General features: G+C 63.0%; 20 protein-coding genes. 4 read left to right on the plus strand and 16 right to left on the minus strand.

The features are described from left to right. Positions 1-8 precede the first annotated feature (8 nt). From NKI39_RS26780 to NKI39_RS26800, 5 genes are all read right to left on the minus strand, one after another. Entirely contained in the window at positions 9-482 is a 474-nt protein-coding gene (locus NKI39_RS26780; RefSeq protein WP_352541103.1) for a VOC family protein, read from the minus strand. A gap of 247 nt (positions 483-729) precedes the next feature. Next, entirely contained in the window at positions 730-2727 is a 1998-nt protein-coding gene (locus NKI39_RS26785) for an ABC transporter ATP-binding protein/permease (RefSeq protein ID WP_352835600.1), read from the minus strand. An 87-nt stretch (positions 2728-2814) separates the two neighbouring features. Next, positions 2815-3279, minus strand: coding sequence for an MAPEG family protein (locus tag NKI39_RS26790; protein ID WP_352835602.1), 465 nt, complete (start codon positions 3277-3279; stop codon positions 2815-2817). A gap of 21 nt (positions 3280-3300) precedes the next feature. After that, positions 3301-3789, minus strand: coding sequence for an SRPBCC family protein (locus tag NKI39_RS26795; protein WP_352835605.1), 489 nt, complete (start codon positions 3787-3789; stop codon positions 3301-3303). Continuing rightward, a complete protein-coding gene (locus NKI39_RS26800) occupies positions 3786-4103 on the minus strand; it encodes an ArsR/SmtB family transcription factor (RefSeq protein WP_023678365.1) in 318 nt (105 codons plus the stop codon). The genes NKI39_RS26795 and NKI39_RS26800 overlap by 4 nt, the downstream gene beginning before the upstream one ends. Positions 4104-4298: 195 nt before the next feature. On the opposite strand from NKI39_RS26800, the gene NKI39_RS26805 reads away from it, so the two are divergent. Next, entirely contained in the window at positions 4299-4589 is a 291-nt protein-coding gene (locus NKI39_RS26805; RefSeq protein ID WP_352450454.1) for a hypothetical protein, read from the plus strand. A gap of 52 nt (positions 4590-4641) precedes the next feature. On the opposite strand, the gene NKI39_RS26810 is transcribed toward NKI39_RS26805, so the two are convergent. The 4 genes from NKI39_RS26810 to NKI39_RS26825 all read right to left on the minus strand — a co-directional run bounded on the left by NKI39_RS26810 (position 4642) and on the right by NKI39_RS26825 (position 7991). Further along, a complete protein-coding gene (locus NKI39_RS26810) occupies positions 4642-4935 on the minus strand; it encodes a hypothetical protein (RefSeq protein ID WP_352835607.1) in 294 nt (97 codons plus the stop codon). Positions 4936-5154: 219 nt separating this feature from the next. Continuing rightward, positions 5155-5511 (minus strand): VOC family protein, encoded by a 357-nt coding sequence (locus NKI39_RS26815; RefSeq protein ID WP_352835610.1) that lies wholly within the window; start codon positions 5509-5511, stop codon positions 5155-5157. 168 nt (positions 5512-5679) lie between these two features. Further along, on the minus strand, positions 5680-6990 hold the full coding sequence (locus NKI39_RS26820) for a hemolysin family protein (RefSeq protein WP_352835613.1): 1311 nt from the start codon (positions 6988-6990) through the stop codon (positions 5680-5682). Between the two features lie 59 nt (positions 6991-7049). After that, positions 7050-7991: a LysR family transcriptional regulator gene (locus NKI39_RS26825; protein WP_352835615.1), complete on the minus strand. Its 942-nt coding sequence runs from the start codon at positions 7989-7991 to the stop codon at positions 7050-7052. A gap of 127 nt (positions 7992-8118) precedes the next feature. Between NKI39_RS26825 and NKI39_RS26830 the strand changes: the two genes are divergently transcribed. Continuing rightward, positions 8119-9138 (plus strand): zinc-dependent alcohol dehydrogenase family protein, encoded by a 1020-nt coding sequence (locus tag NKI39_RS26830; RefSeq protein WP_352835617.1) that lies wholly within the window; start codon positions 8119-8121, stop codon positions 9136-9138. A gap of 47 nt (positions 9139-9185) precedes the next feature. Here the strand turns inward: NKI39_RS26830 and NKI39_RS26835 are convergent, their stop codons facing one another. The 4 genes from NKI39_RS26835 to NKI39_RS26850 form a co-directional block, all read right to left on the minus strand. Next, positions 9186-9893 carry an LssY C-terminal domain-containing protein gene (locus NKI39_RS26835; protein WP_352835620.1) on the minus strand — a complete coding sequence of 236 codons (708 nt, stop codon included), beginning with the start codon at positions 9891-9893 and terminating at the stop codon, positions 9186-9188. A 66-nt stretch (positions 9894-9959) separates the two neighbouring features. Then, positions 9960-10814, minus strand: coding sequence for an extensin-like domain-containing protein (locus NKI39_RS26840; protein WP_352835623.1), 855 nt, complete (start codon positions 10812-10814; stop codon positions 9960-9962). Between the two features lie 116 nt (positions 10815-10930). After that, on the minus strand, positions 10931-11863 hold the full coding sequence (locus NKI39_RS26845; RefSeq protein WP_352835626.1) for an extensin-like domain-containing protein: 933 nt from the start codon (positions 11861-11863) through the stop codon (positions 10931-10933). 112 nt (positions 11864-11975) lie between these two features. Continuing rightward, complete coding sequence (locus NKI39_RS26850) at positions 11976-12401, minus strand: DUF3775 domain-containing protein (RefSeq protein WP_023678354.1); 426 nt, start codon at positions 12399-12401, stop codon at positions 11976-11978. 236 nt (positions 12402-12637) lie between these two features. Here NKI39_RS26850 and NKI39_RS26855 point away from each other — a divergent pair, with 236 nt between their 5' ends. Then, on the plus strand, positions 12638-13195 hold the full coding sequence (locus NKI39_RS26855; RefSeq protein WP_352816115.1) for a tetratricopeptide repeat protein: 558 nt from the start codon (positions 12638-12640) through the stop codon (positions 13193-13195). A 318-nt stretch (positions 13196-13513) separates the two neighbouring features. Next, positions 13514-13987: a transcription elongation factor GreA gene (greA, locus tag NKI39_RS26860; protein ID WP_023719113.1), complete on the plus strand. Its 474-nt coding sequence runs from the start codon at positions 13514-13516 to the stop codon at positions 13985-13987. A 207-nt stretch (positions 13988-14194) separates the two neighbouring features. Here the strand turns inward: greA and waaC are convergent, their stop codons facing one another. Genes waaC through rfaD form a run of 3 tightly spaced genes read right to left on the minus strand, consistent with a single transcriptional unit; the run spans position 14195 to position 17099 of the window. Then, on the minus strand, positions 14195-15178 hold the full coding sequence (gene waaC / locus NKI39_RS26865; protein WP_352835630.1) for a lipopolysaccharide heptosyltransferase I: 984 nt from the start codon (positions 15176-15178) through the stop codon (positions 14195-14197). Further along, on the minus strand, positions 15175-16176 hold the full coding sequence (gene waaF, locus NKI39_RS26870) for a lipopolysaccharide heptosyltransferase II (protein WP_352541062.1): 1002 nt from the start codon (positions 16174-16176) through the stop codon (positions 15175-15177). The genes waaC and waaF overlap by 4 nt, the downstream gene beginning before the upstream one ends. Next, complete coding sequence (gene rfaD, locus NKI39_RS26875) at positions 16149-17099, minus strand: ADP-glyceromanno-heptose 6-epimerase (protein WP_352819955.1); 951 nt, start codon at positions 17097-17099, stop codon at positions 16149-16151. The genes waaF and rfaD overlap by 28 nt, the downstream gene beginning before the upstream one ends. Positions 17100-17238 lie beyond the last annotated feature (139 nt).

Below are 17238 nucleotides of genomic sequence, written 5' to 3' on the forward strand. Positions count from 1 at the left end.
CGAAACTGTCAGCCGCGCCGCGCCGCCTCGATCGCTGCAACGTCGATTTTCTTCATCTCCATCATCGCCTCGAATGCGCGCTTTGCTTCATCGCCGCCGGCGGCCATCGCTTCGGTCAGCACGCGCGGCGTGATTTGCCAGGAGATGCCCCATTTGTCCTTGCACCAGCCGCAGGCACTTTCCTGGCCGCCATTGCCGACGATGGCGTTCCAATAGCGGTCGGTCTCCTGCTGATCGTCGGTGGCGATCTGGAAGGAGAAGGCTTCGTTGTGTTTAAACGCGGGCCCGCCATTGAGGCCGAGACAGGGGATGCCGACGACCGTGAACTCGACCGTCAGCACGTCGCCTGCCTTGCCGGACGGGTAGTCGCTGGGAGCGCGGTGGACGGATTTCACCGAACTGTCGGGAAAAATCTCGGAATAGAAGCGGGCCGCAGCCTCGGCGTCCTTGTCGTACCAAAGGCAGATCGTGTTCTTGGCGATTGTCATTGCTGGTCCCTTTGCTTTCGAAATCAATCTGGGCTTTTGAAATCAACCCGGGTTGCATCGGCGTTGCACCGGACATGGAAATGCGCTCGTGCCATCGACGTTCCGACAGCAGCAGCTGCCCGGAATCAAGGTACCACGGCTGGTGCTTTCAGGACCAGATACGGGCAGTGACTCGAACCGGCGATGGTCCGCCTGGTCCGACCGGCGGCCTCACTCTTTGCGAAGGGCAGCGCCGCTTTGCTCAAGGTCGCGCTGGCTTTCCGTTGGCGCGCCGTTGTCTCAGAAGGCGCATGAGCAAGTTCCGTCTGTCCTTGCGCGGGACGAGTTCGATATCGCTGACAAGTTTTGCGCCGCCCTTGTGCCGCTCCAATGTGATCTTGCGGCTGTGGAAGGCCTCCAGCTCGGCGCGGTGCGCTACGCTTATGATGGTGACCTTCGGCAATTCGCGAATAATCATCTCCATCATCTTGTCCTGGCTCTTCTCATCGAGTGCCGACGTTGCCTCGTCCAGCACGATGATATCGGGGCGGTGCAGTAGAAGACGCGCAAAGGCGAGGCGCTGCTTTTCGCCACCCGACAAGGTCTGGTCCCATGGCGCGTCCTCCTCGATCCGGTCGTTGAGGTAGTCGAGTCCCACCTTGTCGAGGGCAGCCTTGATCTTATCCAGCGTCCAGTTGTCGGCGGCGCCTGGATAGGCGACAGCGCGGCGAAGCGTCCCGGTCGGGATGTAGGGCCGTTGCGGCAACATGAACAACCGTCTGTCGGCGCGGATGTTGACGCTGCCGCTACCCCATGGCCACAGACCCGCGACGGCCCGCACCAGCGTACTCTTGCCCGAGCCGGATTCGCCGGCGACGAGCACCCGCTCGCCTGGTTCGATCACGACCTCGGTTTCCTTGACCACGGCGGTGCCGTCGTCGAGCGACACGGAGAGATTGTTCAGGCTGAGCATCGCATTGCCGCCGGTCTCGCCGCGCTTTATGCGTCCCAGCGTGTTGCTCTGTTCCGCCCGCTCGAGCCCGTCGAGCGACATCATCAGCGAAGCGATGCGCCGAGCACAGGCGTTCCAATCGGCGAGACGGGGATAGTTGTCGACCAGCCATCCGAACGCGCCCTGCACGATGGCAAAGGCCGAGGCAGCCTGCATGACCTGTCCAAGTGTCATGCTGCCTTCGAGGAACTTTGGAGCGCAAAGCAAGACCGGCACGACAGGCGCAAACAGGCTCGACCCCTGAGACACCAGTGCCGTGCGCATGTGCTGGCCTGCAAGGAGCGCCCATTGCCTGAGCACATGGGCAAATGTCTTGTCCATGCCGCTGCGCTCCTCCTCCTCGCCGCCGAGCAATGCGATGCTCTCGCCGTTTTCCCGCACGCGCGTCAGCGTGTAGCGGAACTCGGCTTCCGCCTGATTTTTTTCCTCGGAGAGGTGGACGAAATGGCGGCCAATGACCGCCATCGAAGTGGACGTGATCGCGGAATAGAGCACTGCGGTGATGACTAGGAAGCCGGGAATGGTGACGGTCGAACCTGCAATCGTCAGGGTCAGGGCGCCGCCGATCGTCCAGAGCACCACGATGAAGGTCGAGGCCGACAGAAATGCGACGATGACACCGGCGATGAAATCGACGGGCGATTCGGTGGCAATCCGCAAATCCTCGGCGATGCGGGCTTCGGGGTTGCTGTGATCGCCGCCGACGAGGTTCAGCTGATAGTAGCGGCCGCTTGCGAGCCAGCGCGCGATGACCGCGGTGGTGAGCCAGGACCGCCAGCGGCGCTGTATCCTCATGCGAAAGAAGACCTGTGCCACCACAAGGCTGGCGCTTCCGATCACGAGTGGCAGGAATACGGCGCTCAGCCAATATACGGTGTGGGCATTGCGTTGCTCAATGGCGTCGAAAATTGCGCGATTCCAGACATTGATCCCATACTGGAAGCCGACATTGGCGACGATCAGGACCAACAGCCCGATCGTCAACGGCCAGGCGACCCTGTCGCCGCTGCCGCCCCAGTAACCGCGCGCGCTGATCCAGAAGCGCTTAAGCAGGTATCTCTTGCGCGCCCGCTCGGCCTCTTCAGGTGTCAGCTCAGGATCGGGTTCGGTGACGTCCGGCGGCGGCGCGGGCTGGCCGACGACCTCTGACGCGACTTCGACAGTCGATTGTTTCTCGCGGCGCGACTTCTCGGCATCGCGCGATTGGGCGCCGTCAACCGATTTCAGCTTAAATTTAGCCTCGGGCATCCGGCGATAACGGGTTAAAAATCAGAAGGTTTCATAGCGTCAGCCGCCGAGTCTCGCGAACTGTAGCCTCAAGAAGTGGCGCCAACGTCAATTGAGCGCTGCCCATCCAGTCAAAAGGATGAGGGCCAACGTGACCAACGCTCCAGAGACGTACAGAATCGTCCCGAGACTATCTCCCTTGGCGGCGTTTCCGCCATGCCGATAGATTCCCAGATGGAGGAGGCGTATCGCCAGGTGAGCCCAGACCAATGTCGCCAAAGTGGGCGCTCCAACACCAATCATCATCGCTGGCACTGCGGGCACGATCAAGGGCGCCAGTGCCTCGACCGAATTCATGTGAACCCGGTCGATCCTATAGCGCCGGTTGTCGTCGTCTGCCGGGACTACCGGTCCTGCCAGCGCTCCTGCAAACCTCTGGACGAACCCGAGTAGACTGCCAACACTACCGATAGCAAGCAGAGCGCGAGCACGCCGAGAAGACTTAACCAATAGTTTTCCATGTTGTCTCCGCTCCCTGGAATCGCAGTGGACCAGACGGTGCTTGCGAGTCATGCTCGCAAGGGCGCGGACGGGTCAGGCCGCCGCACCGGGGAAAAGGCCCTGGAACCGCCGCAGGTACAGCGGCCAGCCTTGATCGCTATCAACCCCCACGCGCACGCCCTCCCAGCCTTCGCCATGGCGCTCGAGATTCCGGTGCTCGATCTCGACCCGGGTCCGGTTCTCCGTCTCAGGCGTGAACCTGACTTCCCATTCGCTGGTTTTGTTCAGGTCGCTCTCAATCTGCCACCGAGGACTGATGTCCCAGCTCAGAACGAGCCGGCTGGGGGGATCGTAAGCCAACACACGAGCCCAGTGGCACTCGCTGCCGTCCACGCCGCGATCGTAAAGGTGGCCCCCGACCCAGGGTTCGAAGATGGTCTCTGCGATCGGTACGGCAAGAAGATTGTGCTCGCGAGGTTTGAATTTCCCGAAATCCTCGGTGAAGACCTTGAAGGCACGCGCGATAGGTGCCTCGACAACGACGAAATGCCTTACGGGCGCGGTTGCAGGAAGCTTGCTCATGGCTGGTCCTTCTTTGGGTGCTCGACGGCCAGTTTGTAGCTCGCCAGGGTCTTGCTCCAGAACTGATCGATTTCCGCGCGCAGACTTGCTAGGCCGTCCGGATCGATACGGTATATTCGTTCCTTGCCTGAGCGCGTGTCGGCCACAAGCCCGGCATCCTTGAGTACTTTCAAGTGCTGAGAGACCGCCGGCCTGGTTACAGGCAGCACACGAGCAAGTCCGCTGACCGAACAAGGCTGTTCGACCAACAATTCGAATATCGTGCGCCTCGTCGAGTCTCCGAGCGCTGTCCAATGTTTCGCGTTAGTGGCCACTAACGCGAACTTAAATCGATGGGCCTGCGCTGTCAACCTGGAGGGGTCGACGGTGCGGAACCACAGCCCCGGTCGGACCCTGTCGGTTAACGGGAAAACTGTTGCTCGCGTTTTCGGAATTGCTCACGCGCCAGCCCCGAGTTCCGGAACAAGGGTGCGATTTTGCCGTTGAGCCAGAAACTGGAAGCGACCCGCATGTCCGAATTGCCGAACGAAGAGATCGAAGGGCGGCTGAACGCCCAGCGCGAGACTCTGGCGCTGGTCGTTGCGCTGCTTGCCAGCAAGGATACGGCACCCGAGCGAATATGGGCCGAACTGGAGGCCCGTTTTCAGTTTCAGAACAGTCAGGAGGACCCTGGCGTCCTGCCAAGCCGCGCATTCGCCATCGAAGCTGCGAAGATGCGGGAGTTCAAGCTGATCGCCGAAGAGGCGCAGGCGCGCAATGCGGAATGGAACGGCAGGGACAAGCCACAGGGCGCCAGCTGAAACCCCGGAGAGTGGATGCAGGACCGGCTATTTTACGATGACTGAGCAAGCGTCAGCTTTGCTGCAAAAGTGTACGTGCCAACTCTTGCCATTCCTCGTCAAGCGTTAAGGTCGACGGCGCCGCGTCGCTGCGGCGATACCAATATTCCGCATTCGACTGGTCGCCTTCCTTGCGGTGGAGATAGGCATGCACGTGCATGCCCGCCGTATCGTCGCGATGCTGCGCGCACTCGTGCGCCTTAGCCCAATCGCCCTTTGCATCCCACCACAGCGCCTGCAGGGCAGGGCTCAAGCCGGCTGGCGGCTGTGGTTTTGCAATCGAATCCCTGAAGGCTTGCAGATCCATTTTTCCACCATAGTGACGTACAGGCGCCGATAATACCCGCACCGGCAGCCGACTGGTAGCATGCTCCGGGCGAAATAACGGGTCAGGAACGCTGTCCCGAACACAAGTCGCCGCGGCCGCAAGCCATCGTGCAGGGTACCGCGATCGGTCTCCACAATCCGCAGAATCGGTATTCCCAGTTCGAGCACGACGCCCACCTGGGGGATAACCTCTCAGATCTCAAGAAGGGCCGATTATCTCTGCGATTGTACCATCTGGGCAATAGAAATGCTGCCACTTCACTCCCGCAGCATGTTGGATCTCGCCAATAAAATCGACTCCGGCGGCAATCATCGCCGCGCGTGTTGCTTCGAAATCATCGACGCGGAGTCCGACGACCGGCCCGGTCGTGAAAAAGGCATGAAACTTATCGCCCGGTCCATAGAGCTCAAACACCGTGCCATCTGCCAGCGCAAAGCCAACCAGGTCATCACGCTGCCGGACAACAGGCGCCCCGATCACATCGCGGAAAAGCTCTACCATGTCGTCGAGGCGCTCTGTGCGAATTCCTACAAATCCAACGCCGCACCCCGCCATATACAGCTCCAGTCCACTTCCTATGTGATTTCCGCCGATGTGATTTCCGCTTGTCGACCCACGCTGGCGCCAACTCGTCGCTATTTCGCCTGCAACTTGCGCTGTTGTGAGAAGGTCCGCAATGGGGTCAAGGGCTGCATCCGAACAGTCAGCACCCCGCACCGCTTCTTACCGCACGACCTCGCGGTGGCCGCCGGGCAGGCGGGTGGCGATGAGCTTGTCGATGCGGCGGCCGTCGAGGTCGACGACCTCGAAGCGCCAGCCTTGCGCGTCGACGCATTCGCCGGTCGCCGGCAGATGGTGCAAATGCGACAGCACATAGCCGGCGACGGTTTCGTAATCGCGGCTCTCAGGCAGGTCGATGCCGAGGACCTCTGCCATCTCGTCGGCCTGCATATAGCCGGCGAGCAGCCATGAGCCGTCCTCGCGCTTGACGGCGTTTTCCTCTTCGCCGGCGTCGAGATCCGAACGGAAGACGCCGGTGATCGCTTCCAGAATGTCGGCCGGGGTGACGATGCCTTCGAAATGGCCGTATTCGTCATGCACCAGCGCCATCGGCACGTCGGATTCCTTCAGCGTCGCAAGCACGTCCAGCGCGTCGGCCTGGTCATGCACGATCGGCGCGGTGCGCACGTGCCGGCGCGGGTCGAGGGTGCGTCCGCCCAGCATCGCGGCCAGCACGTCGCGGGTCTGGACGACGCCGATCATGGCGTCGACGCCGCCGTCGCCGGCCGGCAGGCGCGAATGCTGGGTGTCCATCAGCAGCTTCCTGATGGCCGCCTCGTCGGATTGCAGATTGATCCAGTCGACTTCGGTGCGCGGCGTCATCACCGCGCGCACGGCACGGTCGCCGAGCCGCATGACGCCGGCGATCATCCGCCGTTCGTCGGATTCAATGGTGCCGTGGTGCTCGGCTTCGGCGACCAGCATCTTGATCTCCTCGTCGGTGACCTTATCCTCGCTCTGACCGCGCTGGCCAAGCAGCCACAGGAGGGCGCGGCCGGAAAAATCGAGCAGGAAGACCAGCGGCGCCGAGACGCTGGCGAGGATGGTCATTGCCGGGGCGACCCTGACGGCTACCCGTTCGGGGTCGCGCAATGCGATCTGCTTGGGCACCAGTTCGCCGATGATCAGCGAGCCATAGGTGATGAGGGCGACGACGATGCCGACGCCGAGCGGATCGGCGAGGCTTTCGCGGATGCCGGCCGACGCCAGGGAGGTGGCCAGCCGCTCGCCGAGCGTGGCGCCGGAAAAGGCGCCGGACAAGACGCCGACCAAAGTGATGCCGATCTGCACCGAGGACAGGAATTTTCCCGGATTGGCGCCGAGCGCCAGGGCCCGGCCGGCGCCCTTGACGTTGCGGTCGATCATCGTCTTGAGGCGCGCCGGCCGCGACGAGACGATGGCGAGCTCGGACATCGACAGAAGGCCGTTAATGCAGATGAGGACGACCACGATGGCAATTTCAGCATAAAGCATGCCGGGTCCATAGCATTGCCGCGCTGTTTTCGAAAATAGGACGGTCGCGCTTTTTAAATTTAGCGAGCCGGGCAACCAGGCGGCACTCCTGCCGCATCCCAGGACGGCGCGGCAAAATGCTCGATCAGGGCGTCGACGACGACGCGCACCTTTGGCGCGAGATTGCGTGTTACCGGCCAGATGGCATGCACCACGGTGTTTTCGACAAGACAGTCCGACAGAACCATTTCGAGCTCGCCGCGCCTGATGCTGTCGGCCGTCAGCCATGTCGGCAGATAGACGATGCCGCAGCCGGCCAGTACCGCATCGAGCATCGGTTCGCCGTGACCGAGCACCAGCCGCGCCTTGGGCGCGAATTTTTCGAGACGGCCGTCGGCATGCCTGACGGTCCAGGGATGGACCGTGCCGTCGCGGCCGTAGCCGATGAGGCTGTGCCTGGCCAGGTCCTCGATCGATTGCGGCCTGCCATGGGCGTCGAGATAGGCGGGGGCGGCGCAGACGCCCGAACGCTGGGCATAGATGCGGCGCGCGGCGAGCGACAAGCTGTCGTCGAGGTCGCCCATACGCACCGTCAGGTCGATGCCTTCCTCGATCAAGTCGACGCGCCGGTCGTTGAAGGAGATTTCCATCGTCAGATCCGGATATCTTTTGGAAATCTCGAACAGCACTGGGGCGACGCACCGGCGGCCGAAGGCCAGAGGCAGGTCGACACGAAGCCGGCCGGAAGGCACCTGCTTGCGGGAAGCGAGCAGCGACTGGGCGGCATCGATCTCGGCCAATGCCCTGACGCAGGCTTCGTAATAGCTCAGGCCCTCGCTGGTCGGGCTGAGGCTGCGGGTGGTGCGGTTGAGCAGGCGAACGCCTAATCGCTGTTCCAGCTGCGCGATCGACTTGCCGACCGCCGATTTGGTGACATGCAGCCGCGCGCCGGCGCCGGTGAAGCTTCCGGCCTCCACCGCGTGAACGAATGCGACGATGCCTTGCAAATTGGCCGATTCCAATGAAGCGCTCCTATTGTAGAGTTTTGCTCCTTAATCTGTTGCAGAACATGCCACATGGAAGCACTTTTCTCCATAGTGAAACGGCGTAAATGTCTCGCGCAATCATCAACCACGGAGCGAGAACCAAATGAGCACCGAAAACAGATCCTGGCAGATGAACGGTTTCGGCCTGTCCAGGTTGAAGCCGGCTGATGGAAAGCTGCCCCAAGCCGGGCCGCATGATCTTCTGGTACGCGTCACAGCGGTATCGCTGAATTACAAGGACAGGATGATCGTCGATGGCGTGCTGATACCGGACCTCAGCTTTCCGTTCGTGCCGACATCGGACGCGGTAGGCGAAGTAGTCGCCACCGGCAGCGAAGTCAGCCGCTTCGGCATCGGGCAGCGCGTGCTCGGCCAGGTGATCGCCGACTGGCCGGACGGCGACGCCCCGCCGGTGCTGCACAAGCATACGCTTGGTTCGTCACTGCCCGGCATGCTGTCCGAGCATGTGCTTTTTCATGAGGATGCCGCCGTGGCGGCGCCGCCGCAGCTCAGCGACGTCGAGGCATCGACGCTGCCGATTGCGGCGCTGACGGCGTGGTTCGCGCTGGTCGAGGAGGCCAAGCCGATCCCGGGCGAAACCGTTCTCATCCAGGGCACCGGCGGCGTGTCGCTGTTTGCGCTGCAATTTGCCGCCGCCTTCGGCCTGCGCACCATCATCACCTCGAGCAGCGACGAGAAGCTCGAGCGGGCGAAGGCGCTCGGCGCCTGGAAGAGGATCAATTATCGCAGCCAGCCGGCATGGGACGAGGCGGCGCGCGAACTGACAAACGGGGCCGGCGTCAGCCATGTGCTGGAAATGGTTGGCGGCGACAATGCGCGACGCTCGCTCAACGCGCTGGGCGCCGACGGCCGGCTGTCGGTGATCGGCCTTCTCGGCAGCATGGAACTCAATTTTCCGGTCCTGCCGTTCATACGCAACCGGATCGTCGTACAAGGCATATCGATCGGCCACCGCCGCGCCTTCGAGCGAATGAACCAGGCGATCGAGACGCTCGCGATCAAGCCGGTGATCGACAAGGTGTTTGGCTTCGACGAGGTGCCGCAGGCATTTGAGCGTCTGGAGACAGGACCGTTCGGCAAGATCGTGATCACCGTGCCCTGAGCCCGCCGGGACGAAATGGCTGTCAGACGGGAAGGCCGATTGCGCGCCTACGGCAGTTGCAGCAGGACCCCGATGATGGCCCTGCCGTCGGTGAAATAGGGATCGCCTTCGCCGTTGCGCCCGGTCTTTGTGGCGCCGACGCCTGGTATCTCGCTGGTCGAGATCAGCATGCCGGCGGCGGAGAGGTCGCGCATTAGCCCGTCGCGCTCGGCGTCGACGTCGGGGCCGATATGATGGGTGATCGCGCCGGTGTCATGGCTGAGGCCGACGCCCCGGTCGAAGCTTGCCGAGCCGAGCCAGAGCGGCCGGCCGTCGTCTCCGGTCGCATCGGTCTGCCAGAAGCGGACGTGATGGCGCCGGTCGGCACTGTCGCCGACCGGCTTTTCGAAGGCGAGGTCCTGGGCGCGGCCTTCGAACAAAAGCCGGCTGACCGGCGCGTCGGGATAGGGGCGGTTGAACAGCACGCTTTCGCCGATCTCGATGGCGGTCTTCAGCGTGATGGCGTCTGCCGTATCCCAACCGGCGACGGCAAAAGCATGGACAAGCTCCTTCTTGGTGCCGACAAGGCCGACATTGATCGGATCGCCCGGAATACCTTGCGGCGTGTGCGTCACCATCTCGAATTGCTGATTGCGAAAATTGCGGTCCCGCAACGTCCAGAACTCAGGCGCGGCGAAATAGGCGAGCGAAAGATAAGCGGCACAGCATGCCACCAGCCAGGTCGTTGCACGTCGTCGAAGGCTTCGTCGGCTCAAGAGGCACCACCCAAGCGTCTGCGCATCATCTTAACCGGCGCAGCAAGTCTTGGGCAGGGGCTGCAATCAGCGGCAGGCGCGATAGCCGTTCTTGCGGTTCTTGATGTCGAAATGGAAATGGTTGCGGTGATCGTAATTGTAGCCGGGGCCGAGCACGGTGGTGAAATACTGGCAGCCGTCGGCGCGGACATTGTTGAGGAAGCCGCGGGTGCGGAAGGCGAACAGGCCGGGCTTGCGGACGTCGATGTCGTCGCCATTGTTAAGCTCGATGCTCATCACGTCGAGCGCATTGCCCTTGCCGTGTTCCGACAAAACACCTTCGCCGGCAATCCTGCGGCAGGAATAGCTCGAGCCCTGGTGGATGGTCTTGACGCCTGAGAAATAGCGCCAGCGGGCCGACGGCACGAGTTCGTTCCTGGTCCAGCCGGCAAAGGTGGCGGCCATGTCGCAGGTCAGCGTCGCGGCCGGCTTCATCTCGACGCTGCCGATGGCCGAGACCTTGACCGGATAGTCGATGCCGCACTGGCCTTCATGGATCGGCGCCACGTCGGTGTAGACGACGCCGAGGCGTTTCAGTTCCTTGCGGCAATCGATCTCGGTGGCCGGCATCTGTTCGGCCGGCGACATCGGGTTGTCCAGGCGCGGATAGGCGGCCGTCATAAAGGGATTGGACGGGACGAGGCGCTGCATACCCGAATATTGCGGCCCGGAATCTTGCGCGCCGGAATATTGCGCGCCGGAATTGGGCGGGACGGCAGCGGTCTGGCTGCCGACATCGACGGCCGGCTGCAGCGACAGCACGCTGCCGGTATTGCAGGCTGAGACCGCCGCCACGGCAAGCAGGGCGGCAAGCCTTCCGGCCATGCGCGCGCATTCTGTGTGCCGCGCAGCGGCAAGCGCAGCGCGAAATAGCCCGGCCATCGGAAGGGTTCCTGTCCCCAGATGGCACAGACTCTAAACCTGAAGAGTAAAGGAAAAATCAGCGGCGCCGTTCACGCCTGCGGCCAAATTGCGGCGCCCAGTACCGGCGGCCGGCGTCATTGGCAAAACGTGCCGCCATTGCGGCGCGGCTCGAGATCGAAATGGAGATGCAGCGAATGATCGGCATCGCTGCCGGGACCAAGCACGGTCTTGAACGGCCCGCAGGCCGCCTTGCGCACTGTGTCCAGGAATTTCGCGTCCTTTTCCGGCGGCGTTGGCCCGACATCGATCTCCTTGCCGTCGGAAAGCGTGAAGCTGGCGATGTCGAGCGCGTTGCCGAAGGCGTGCTCCGACAGTTTGCCGCCGGCGTGGCGCGGCCGGCAGACGAAGGCGGAGGCCTGGCCGATCGATTTGATATCCATGCCGAACTCGGCCTTTGCCGCAGGCTGGATGACCGAAGCAGCAAAGCGTGCGGCCGCTTCCGCCATCTGGCAATTGAGCTCTGGGTCCGGGCCGATGGCGATGGATTTGCCGAGCGTCTTCAGCACGATCGGGTAGGGGATCGAGCAACCGACCGCCGTATCATGCTCGGGCTTGCGCTCCTCGAAATCGACGCCCATCGACTTCAGCCGCCTGCGGCAGGCCAACTCCTCCGGCGGCATTTCTTTCCCGGCAATGGCGACCGATCGAGGATCTGGAAGGATTTTTTGCTCCGCCTTCTCGTCTGCCTCGGCGGGGTTTGGTGGCGCGACCGATGGGTTTGCCGGCGGCTCGGCCTGCGCCGGCTTTTCAGGCGGCTGCGGTGCGATCGCCGGTGGCTCCGGCTGCTCGGTCTTGGACTGGCCATTTTGGGGCTGATCGTTTTGAGGCTGACCGTTTTTGGGCTGCTCAGCCTCCGGAGCGGGGCGTGGTTCGGGGACCGGGATCTCGGTTGGCGATGGCGAAGTGGCTTCCCGGTTGGGCTGGGGAACCGGTGCGGTTTGCGGTAGTTCGGGCGCCTTGGCTAATGCAGGTCCCGCCAGCAGCGACGCCGCCGCAACGGCGAGCATCAGTCTGCACAATCCGGAAAAACCAAACGCCGCCATCAGCTCGCAACGGCCAGAATGCAGGGAAGTTGCCTTGGACGAAGGTTCGAGGCGATCACAATCGGTAACCGCGCCGTCACGCGCCGATCGCCTCCAGGCCTTCCTCGAGCCAGTCCGCCAGCAGCGGCATGCCGAGCAGATATTTTGCCGTGCGCTTGTTGGCGCGCTCGCGGGCGGCGGACAGCGCGTCCGTCCATTCCGTCGCGTCATAGTCGCCGCGGCCGACCCAGGCCAACGCAATCAGTTCGGCCGCTTCGTCGACATTGAGATCGTCGATCAGCTCGCGCAATTCTTCTTCGGTGAGATCTTCGGAGCTTTCCTCGGCAAGGCCGTCATGATGGTGGTTGTCGTGCGCGTTGCCGTCGAGCTCTACCTCGTGCTCGGCGCCGTCGGCATAGTCTTCGTTGACGGCGGCGCTGAGCGCCTTCGCCTTCAGGATGAACAGGCGCACGGTGTCGGGACCGATCGAAAGCTCCCAGTCTCGTTCAACGCGTTGCTGCACCGGCCGTCTCCCTGCTTCGTGCTCGGTCGGCCCGATGATAGCGGATTTGCAGCGCTCGTCACGTTATCTTGCGCGGCGGCGTTGATCGTGAGCATGATTTCCGATGCCCTCTCTTCCCGGGATAAGATGGCCTTGCTGGGAGAGATCGCGGTTTTGAGATAGGATGGCATTTTCCGGGGACGAAACGGCTTCGGCCCGGCGTTAGTGTTGCATTGTCAGGTTCAAAGGAGAGTGTAATGCGCAGACGATTGCTGATTTACGCCATGGCCATTGCCGCCCTGCCGCTGATTGCGGCTCCGGCGTTTTCGGCTGGTGAAGGCGGGGGAGGTGGTGGCGGCGGCGGCGGCAATGGCGGCGGCGGCCAGAGCCAGTGCAAGAAGGGGCAGGCCTGGGACAAGAAGCAGAAGAAATGTGTCTCGCCGAAGCAAGGCATGTTGGATGACGACAGCATCTATGATGCCGGTCGCGCGCTGGCGATGGATGGACGCTACGACGAGGCGATCGCCGTGCTCAGCCTCGCCGCCAACAAGCAGGACCCGCGCATCCTCAACTATCTCGGCTATTCGCACCGCCATTCCGGCCGCGTCACCGTCGGCCTCGGCTATTACGAGGAAGCGCTGCGCATGGACCCGAATTACACGCTGGTGCGCGAATATCTCGGCGAGGCGCACCTGCAGATCGGCGATCTTGCCGGCGCCCAGGAACAGCTCCGCGAGATCGAGAAGCGCACGGGCAAGGGGTCTCGCGAATACGGCATGCTGTCGGAGCAGATCGATCACTTCATGAGGAGCTGATCCGCCTTCCGGAACGCTGCTCATAACCGGCTGCGAGCGATCGCAGCCGGTTTTTTGCTGTGCTCACATGCTGCTCCGAACTGGAATTTGGCATCACGGTACACGTGATGCGCTCCTTGACGTTAGGTCAGCCGCGCAATCGGTGGATGATTTTTCAAAAACCGACTTTTTGGACGTGAAAAACCCGCGAAGATTGCTATATCTTGCAAGATTGTGGTGAGACGGTTCCGTTAGCGAGGCTGCCGGACCGTTTTCTTTTTGTACCATCGACAAGGTCGCTCCCGATTGCGGGGGCGGCGGCAGGAAAGGTCAGGCATTATGAACAAGGTCCCGATGACAGGCGAGGGGTTCGCGTCATTGAAGGAAGAACTGCGCTGGCGCCAGCAACAGGAGCGGCCGCGTATCATCGAGGCGATTTCCGAAGCGCGCTCGCATGGCGACCTCTCCGAAAATGCCGAATATCACGCGGCAAAAGAGGCACAGAGCCTCAATGAGGGCCGGGTCAACGAGCTCGAGGACCTGATCGCGCGGGCCGAGGTGATCGATGTCACCAAGCTCAGCGGCGACAAGGTCAAATTCGGCGCCACCGTGGTGCTGGTCGACGAGGATACCGAGGAGAAAAAGACCTACCAGATCGTCGGCGACCAGGAAGCGGACGTGAAATCCGGCCGCATCTCGATCTCCTCGCCGATCGCGCGCGCCCTGATTGGCAAGGAAGTCGGCGACGCCATCGAGGTCAACGCACCGGGCGGCGCCAGGGGCTACGAGATCGTCCAGGTGCAATTTATCTAGGGGATTGGCGCTGCTCTGCCTTCTCCCCCTGTGGGAGAAGGTGGCCTCGCGAAGCGAGGTCGGATGAGGGGTGTTCCAGCTTGGCTCCCTCCGCACTCCGTCCAACACCCCTCATCCGTCTCGGCGCTTCGCGCCGATCCACCTTCTCCCACAAGGGGAGAAGGGAAGGGGCAGCGCTGACCTTTCCGATTGAATTGATTGAGCAAATCAGCGGTCACCGGCCTGACCAAGCGTCTGGCGCTCCACAAGCCTCTCGGCTTCCGCCATCACCTCCGGCGGCGTGACACTGTGACCGGGCCTGGCCAGCAGCGTCGATGAGAATGGTCCGCGCGGGCCGGTCAGGCCGGGCTCGGTAGCGAGGAATATCGCCACCGTCGGCAGGCCGAAAGCGCTGGCGAGATGGGTCAGGCCGGTGTCGGCGCCGATGACCAGCGTCGAGCCGCCGATGACAGCGGCGATCTCGGCTAGCGGCGACCTGGCGACCACCACGGTTTGCGAAACGGCGCCGGCGATCGCTTCGGCAGCCGCCTGTTCCCGATCGTTCGACCAGGTGGTGACCGGCGTCATCCCCTTGTCCACCAGCAGACGGGCGGTTTCGATCCAGTCCGCGACCGGCCATTTCTTGTCCTCGCGGCTGGTGCCATGCAGCAGGAAGGCGGTCTTTTCACCGACAAGAATGGATCTTCCGGCCGGCGGCGCGATGCCCGAGTCAAGCCGGGAAAAATCCGGCTCGTAGCCGAGCGCCAGCCCGAACAGCCGTCTCGTGCGCTCGATGGCATGCAGGCCGCGCGGCACGGGATACCGGTGGTCGTAGAACAAGATCGCCGACGGCTCGCGGGCGCTCGACCGATCGAAGCCGGCGATCGGGGCTGCCGCCAGCCGCGCCACCAGCGCCGATTTCAGCAAGCCTTGCGCATCGAGAACGAGGTCGTAGCGGCAATCGCGCAAGGCGCGGCGCAAGCCGATCACTTCCCGCCATGTGCCGGGCTCGAGCAGCTTCCTGCGCCAGCGCCGGATCGCCACGCTGTGGATGGTTTGGATGGCTGGATGCAGCGCCACAATGCCGGCAAATGCCTCTTCGACACACCAGTCGAAGGAGATATCCGGCCGAGCGTGGCGCGCGTCCTCGATCGCCGGGAAAGTGTGGATGACGTCGCCCATGGACGATGTCTTGATGATCAGCACTTTCATGCGGCGGCCGGCAGCAGCCGCTCCGCCGCCGCCACGACGCGTTCGACCTCCAGCGTCTTCAGGCAGTTGAGATGACCGAGTGGGCAGGTCTTCTTGTGGCAGGGCGAACAGGACAGGCCGAGCCAGACCAGTTCGCGGCGCTCGGCGAGCGGCGGCGTGTTCTCAGGCGAGGTCGAGCCGTAGACGGCGACGACCGGCGTGCCGACGGCGGCGGCGACATGCATCAGCCCGCTGTCGTTGGAGACGGCAAGCCTCGCCGCGGCGATCAGGTCGATGGCATCCTCGAGCCGCGTCTGGCCGGCAAGATCGACGGCGCCCGGAGCCAGCGCGGCGATTTCCGCCGTCACCCCAGCGTCGTTCTTCGATCCGAACAGTGCCACGCCAAACCCTTTCGCCATCATCTCGCGGGCGAGCCCGGCATAGTGTTCGCTCGGCCAGCGCTTGGCCGGACCGAATTCGGCCCCGGGCATGAGTGCCACGAATTTCCCCGCTGTCAGCCCGAAACGGCCGAGCAGCGCCGCCTGGCTGGCTTGATCGACGGCAAGCTTTGGAGTCTGGAAGGCGCCGCCGCGGGCAAGGCTGAAATAGGCCTGCGCGGTGCGCCGTTTCAGGCGATCGGGCAAGGGCACGATGTCGGTCAGCAGCCCGTAGCGCATTTCCCTGAGATGGCCGACGCGGCGCGGAATGCCGGCAAAGAACGGGATCAGCGCCGATTTCCAGCTTCCCGGCAGGACAAAGGCCATGTCGTAGCGGCCGCGCAGCAGGCGGCCGAAGCGCCTTCGGACGCGGAATTCGAACGCGCCGGATTGCAGCGGCAGGTCGATCTGCTGGCGGATTTCGGGCATGCGCTTGACCAGCGGTGCTGCCCAGGCCGGCGCCAGCACGTCGATGGCGGCATCCGGATGAAGCTCCCTCAGCGCCTGGAACAGGCACTGCGCCATCACCATGTCGCCCACCCAGCGTGGGCCGATCACGAGGATCGTTGGGCTTTCAGCCATTCGACATAGTCTCTGACGCCGGTTTCCACTGTGCGGAACTGGCCATTGTAACCGGCTGCGCGCAGGCGGGACATATCAGCTTGCGTAAAGCTCTGGTAGCTGCCCTTGAGGTGGTCGGGAAACTCGATGAATTCGATCTGGCCCTTGCCGAGCGTATCGATCACCGTTTCGGCAATGGCGCGGAACGGCTGGGCCTTGCCGGTGCCGCAGTTGAAGATGCCGCTGGAACCGCGTTTCCACAGCCACAGGTTGACGTCGGCGACATCGCCGACATGGATGAAGTCGCGGCTCTGCTCGCCGGGCCCGAAACCGCCATAGGCGCCGAACAGCTTGGGATTCTGCCCTTGCTCGACCTGGTTGAACAGATGGAAGGCGACAGAGGCCATGGCGCCCTTATGCGCCTCGCGCGGTCCATAGACGTTGAAATAACGCAGGCCCGCGACCGGCGAGTGATCGGTATCGAAAACGGTGCGGCGGACATAGTCGTCGAACAGTTTTTTCGAATAGGCATAGACGTTCAGCGGCCGTTCGCATTGCGGCTCCTCGCGGAACTCGGCGCCGCTGCCATAGACCGAAGCGGACGAGGCATAGAGGAAGGGCAAGCGCAGGGCCAGGCAGGCGTGCAGCAGGCGCTTCGAATAGGCGTAGTTGACCTCCATCATGAACTTGCCGTTCCATTCGGTGGTGGTCGAGCAGGCGCCCTGGTGGAAGACGGCCTCGATGCGGCCGAGGTCACCGGCCTCCATCCGCGCCAGAAAATCGTCCTTGTCGAGATAGTCGGCGATCTCGAGATCGGCGAGGTTTGCGATCTTGTGGCCGTCGGTGAGGTCGTCGACGACGAGGATGTCGCTGAAACCCTCGGCGTTGAGCGCGGCGACGATGTTGGAACCGATCATGCCGGCGCCGCCCGTGACGATGATCATGAAAGCCTCTGGTACCTTGTGCCGGTTGTAGCCCTTGTGGGATTCTGGCCTTATAGGGGAGGCGGGCCGGGCTGTCGACAAAGCAGGTGGCGGGGCGGCCGGATGAGCGCCATAGTGGCGCCGCAAAGGTCACGTTTCA

This window comes from Mesorhizobium sp. M0664, assembly GCF_040320565.1.
GTDB lineage: Bacteria > Pseudomonadota > Alphaproteobacteria > Rhizobiales > Rhizobiaceae > Mesorhizobium.

Excerpts from the sequence above, each read along its gene's own strand:
- NKI39_RS26815 (WP_352835610.1), bottom strand. The coding sequence starts at position 5,511 with ATGGCGGGGTGCGGCGTTGGATTTGTAGGAATTCGCACAGAGCGCCTC.
- greA (WP_023719113.1), top strand. The coding sequence starts at position 13,514 with ATGAACAAGGTCCCGATGACAGGCGAGGGGTTCGCGTCATTGAAGGAA.
- NKI39_RS26820 (WP_352835613.1), bottom strand. The coding sequence starts at position 6,990 with ATGCTTTATGCTGAAATTGCCATCGTGGTCGTCCTCATCTGCATTAAC.
- NKI39_RS26790 (WP_352835602.1), bottom strand. The coding sequence starts at position 3,279 with ATGACTCGCAAGCACCGTCTGGTCCACTGCGATTCCAGGGAGCGGAGA.
- NKI39_RS26805 (WP_352450454.1), top strand. The coding sequence starts at position 4,299 with ATGTCCGAATTGCCGAACGAAGAGATCGAAGGGCGGCTGAACGCCCAG.
- NKI39_RS26810 (WP_352835607.1), bottom strand. The coding sequence starts at position 4,935 with ATGGATCTGCAAGCCTTCAGGGATTCGATTGCAAAACCACAGCCGCCA.
- waaF (WP_352541062.1), bottom strand. The coding sequence starts at position 16,176 with ATGGCTGAAAGCCCAACGATCCTCGTGATCGGCCCACGCTGGGTGGGC.
- NKI39_RS26855 (WP_352816115.1), top strand. The coding sequence starts at position 12,638 with ATGCGCAGACGATTGCTGATTTACGCCATGGCCATTGCCGCCCTGCCG.
- rfaD (WP_352819955.1), bottom strand. The coding sequence starts at position 17,099 with ATGATCATCGTCACGGGCGGCGCCGGCATGATCGGTTCCAACATCGTC.
- NKI39_RS26785 (WP_352835600.1), bottom strand. The coding sequence starts at position 2,727 with ATGCCCGAGGCTAAATTTAAGCTGAAATCGGTTGACGGCGCCCAATCG.
- NKI39_RS26795 (WP_352835605.1), bottom strand. The coding sequence starts at position 3,789 with ATGAGCAAGCTTCCTGCAACCGCGCCCGTAAGGCATTTCGTCGTTGTC.
- NKI39_RS26845 (WP_352835626.1), bottom strand. The coding sequence starts at position 11,863 with ATGCTCGCCGTTGCGGCGGCGTCGCTGCTGGCGGGACCTGCATTAGCC.
- waaC (WP_352835630.1), bottom strand. The coding sequence starts at position 15,178 with ATGAAAGTGCTGATCATCAAGACATCGTCCATGGGCGACGTCATCCAC.
- NKI39_RS26830 (WP_352835617.1), top strand. The coding sequence starts at position 8,119 with ATGAGCACCGAAAACAGATCCTGGCAGATGAACGGTTTCGGCCTGTCC.
- NKI39_RS26840 (WP_352835623.1), bottom strand. The coding sequence starts at position 10,814 with ATGGCCGGGCTATTTCGCGCTGCGCTTGCCGCTGCGCGGCACACAGAA.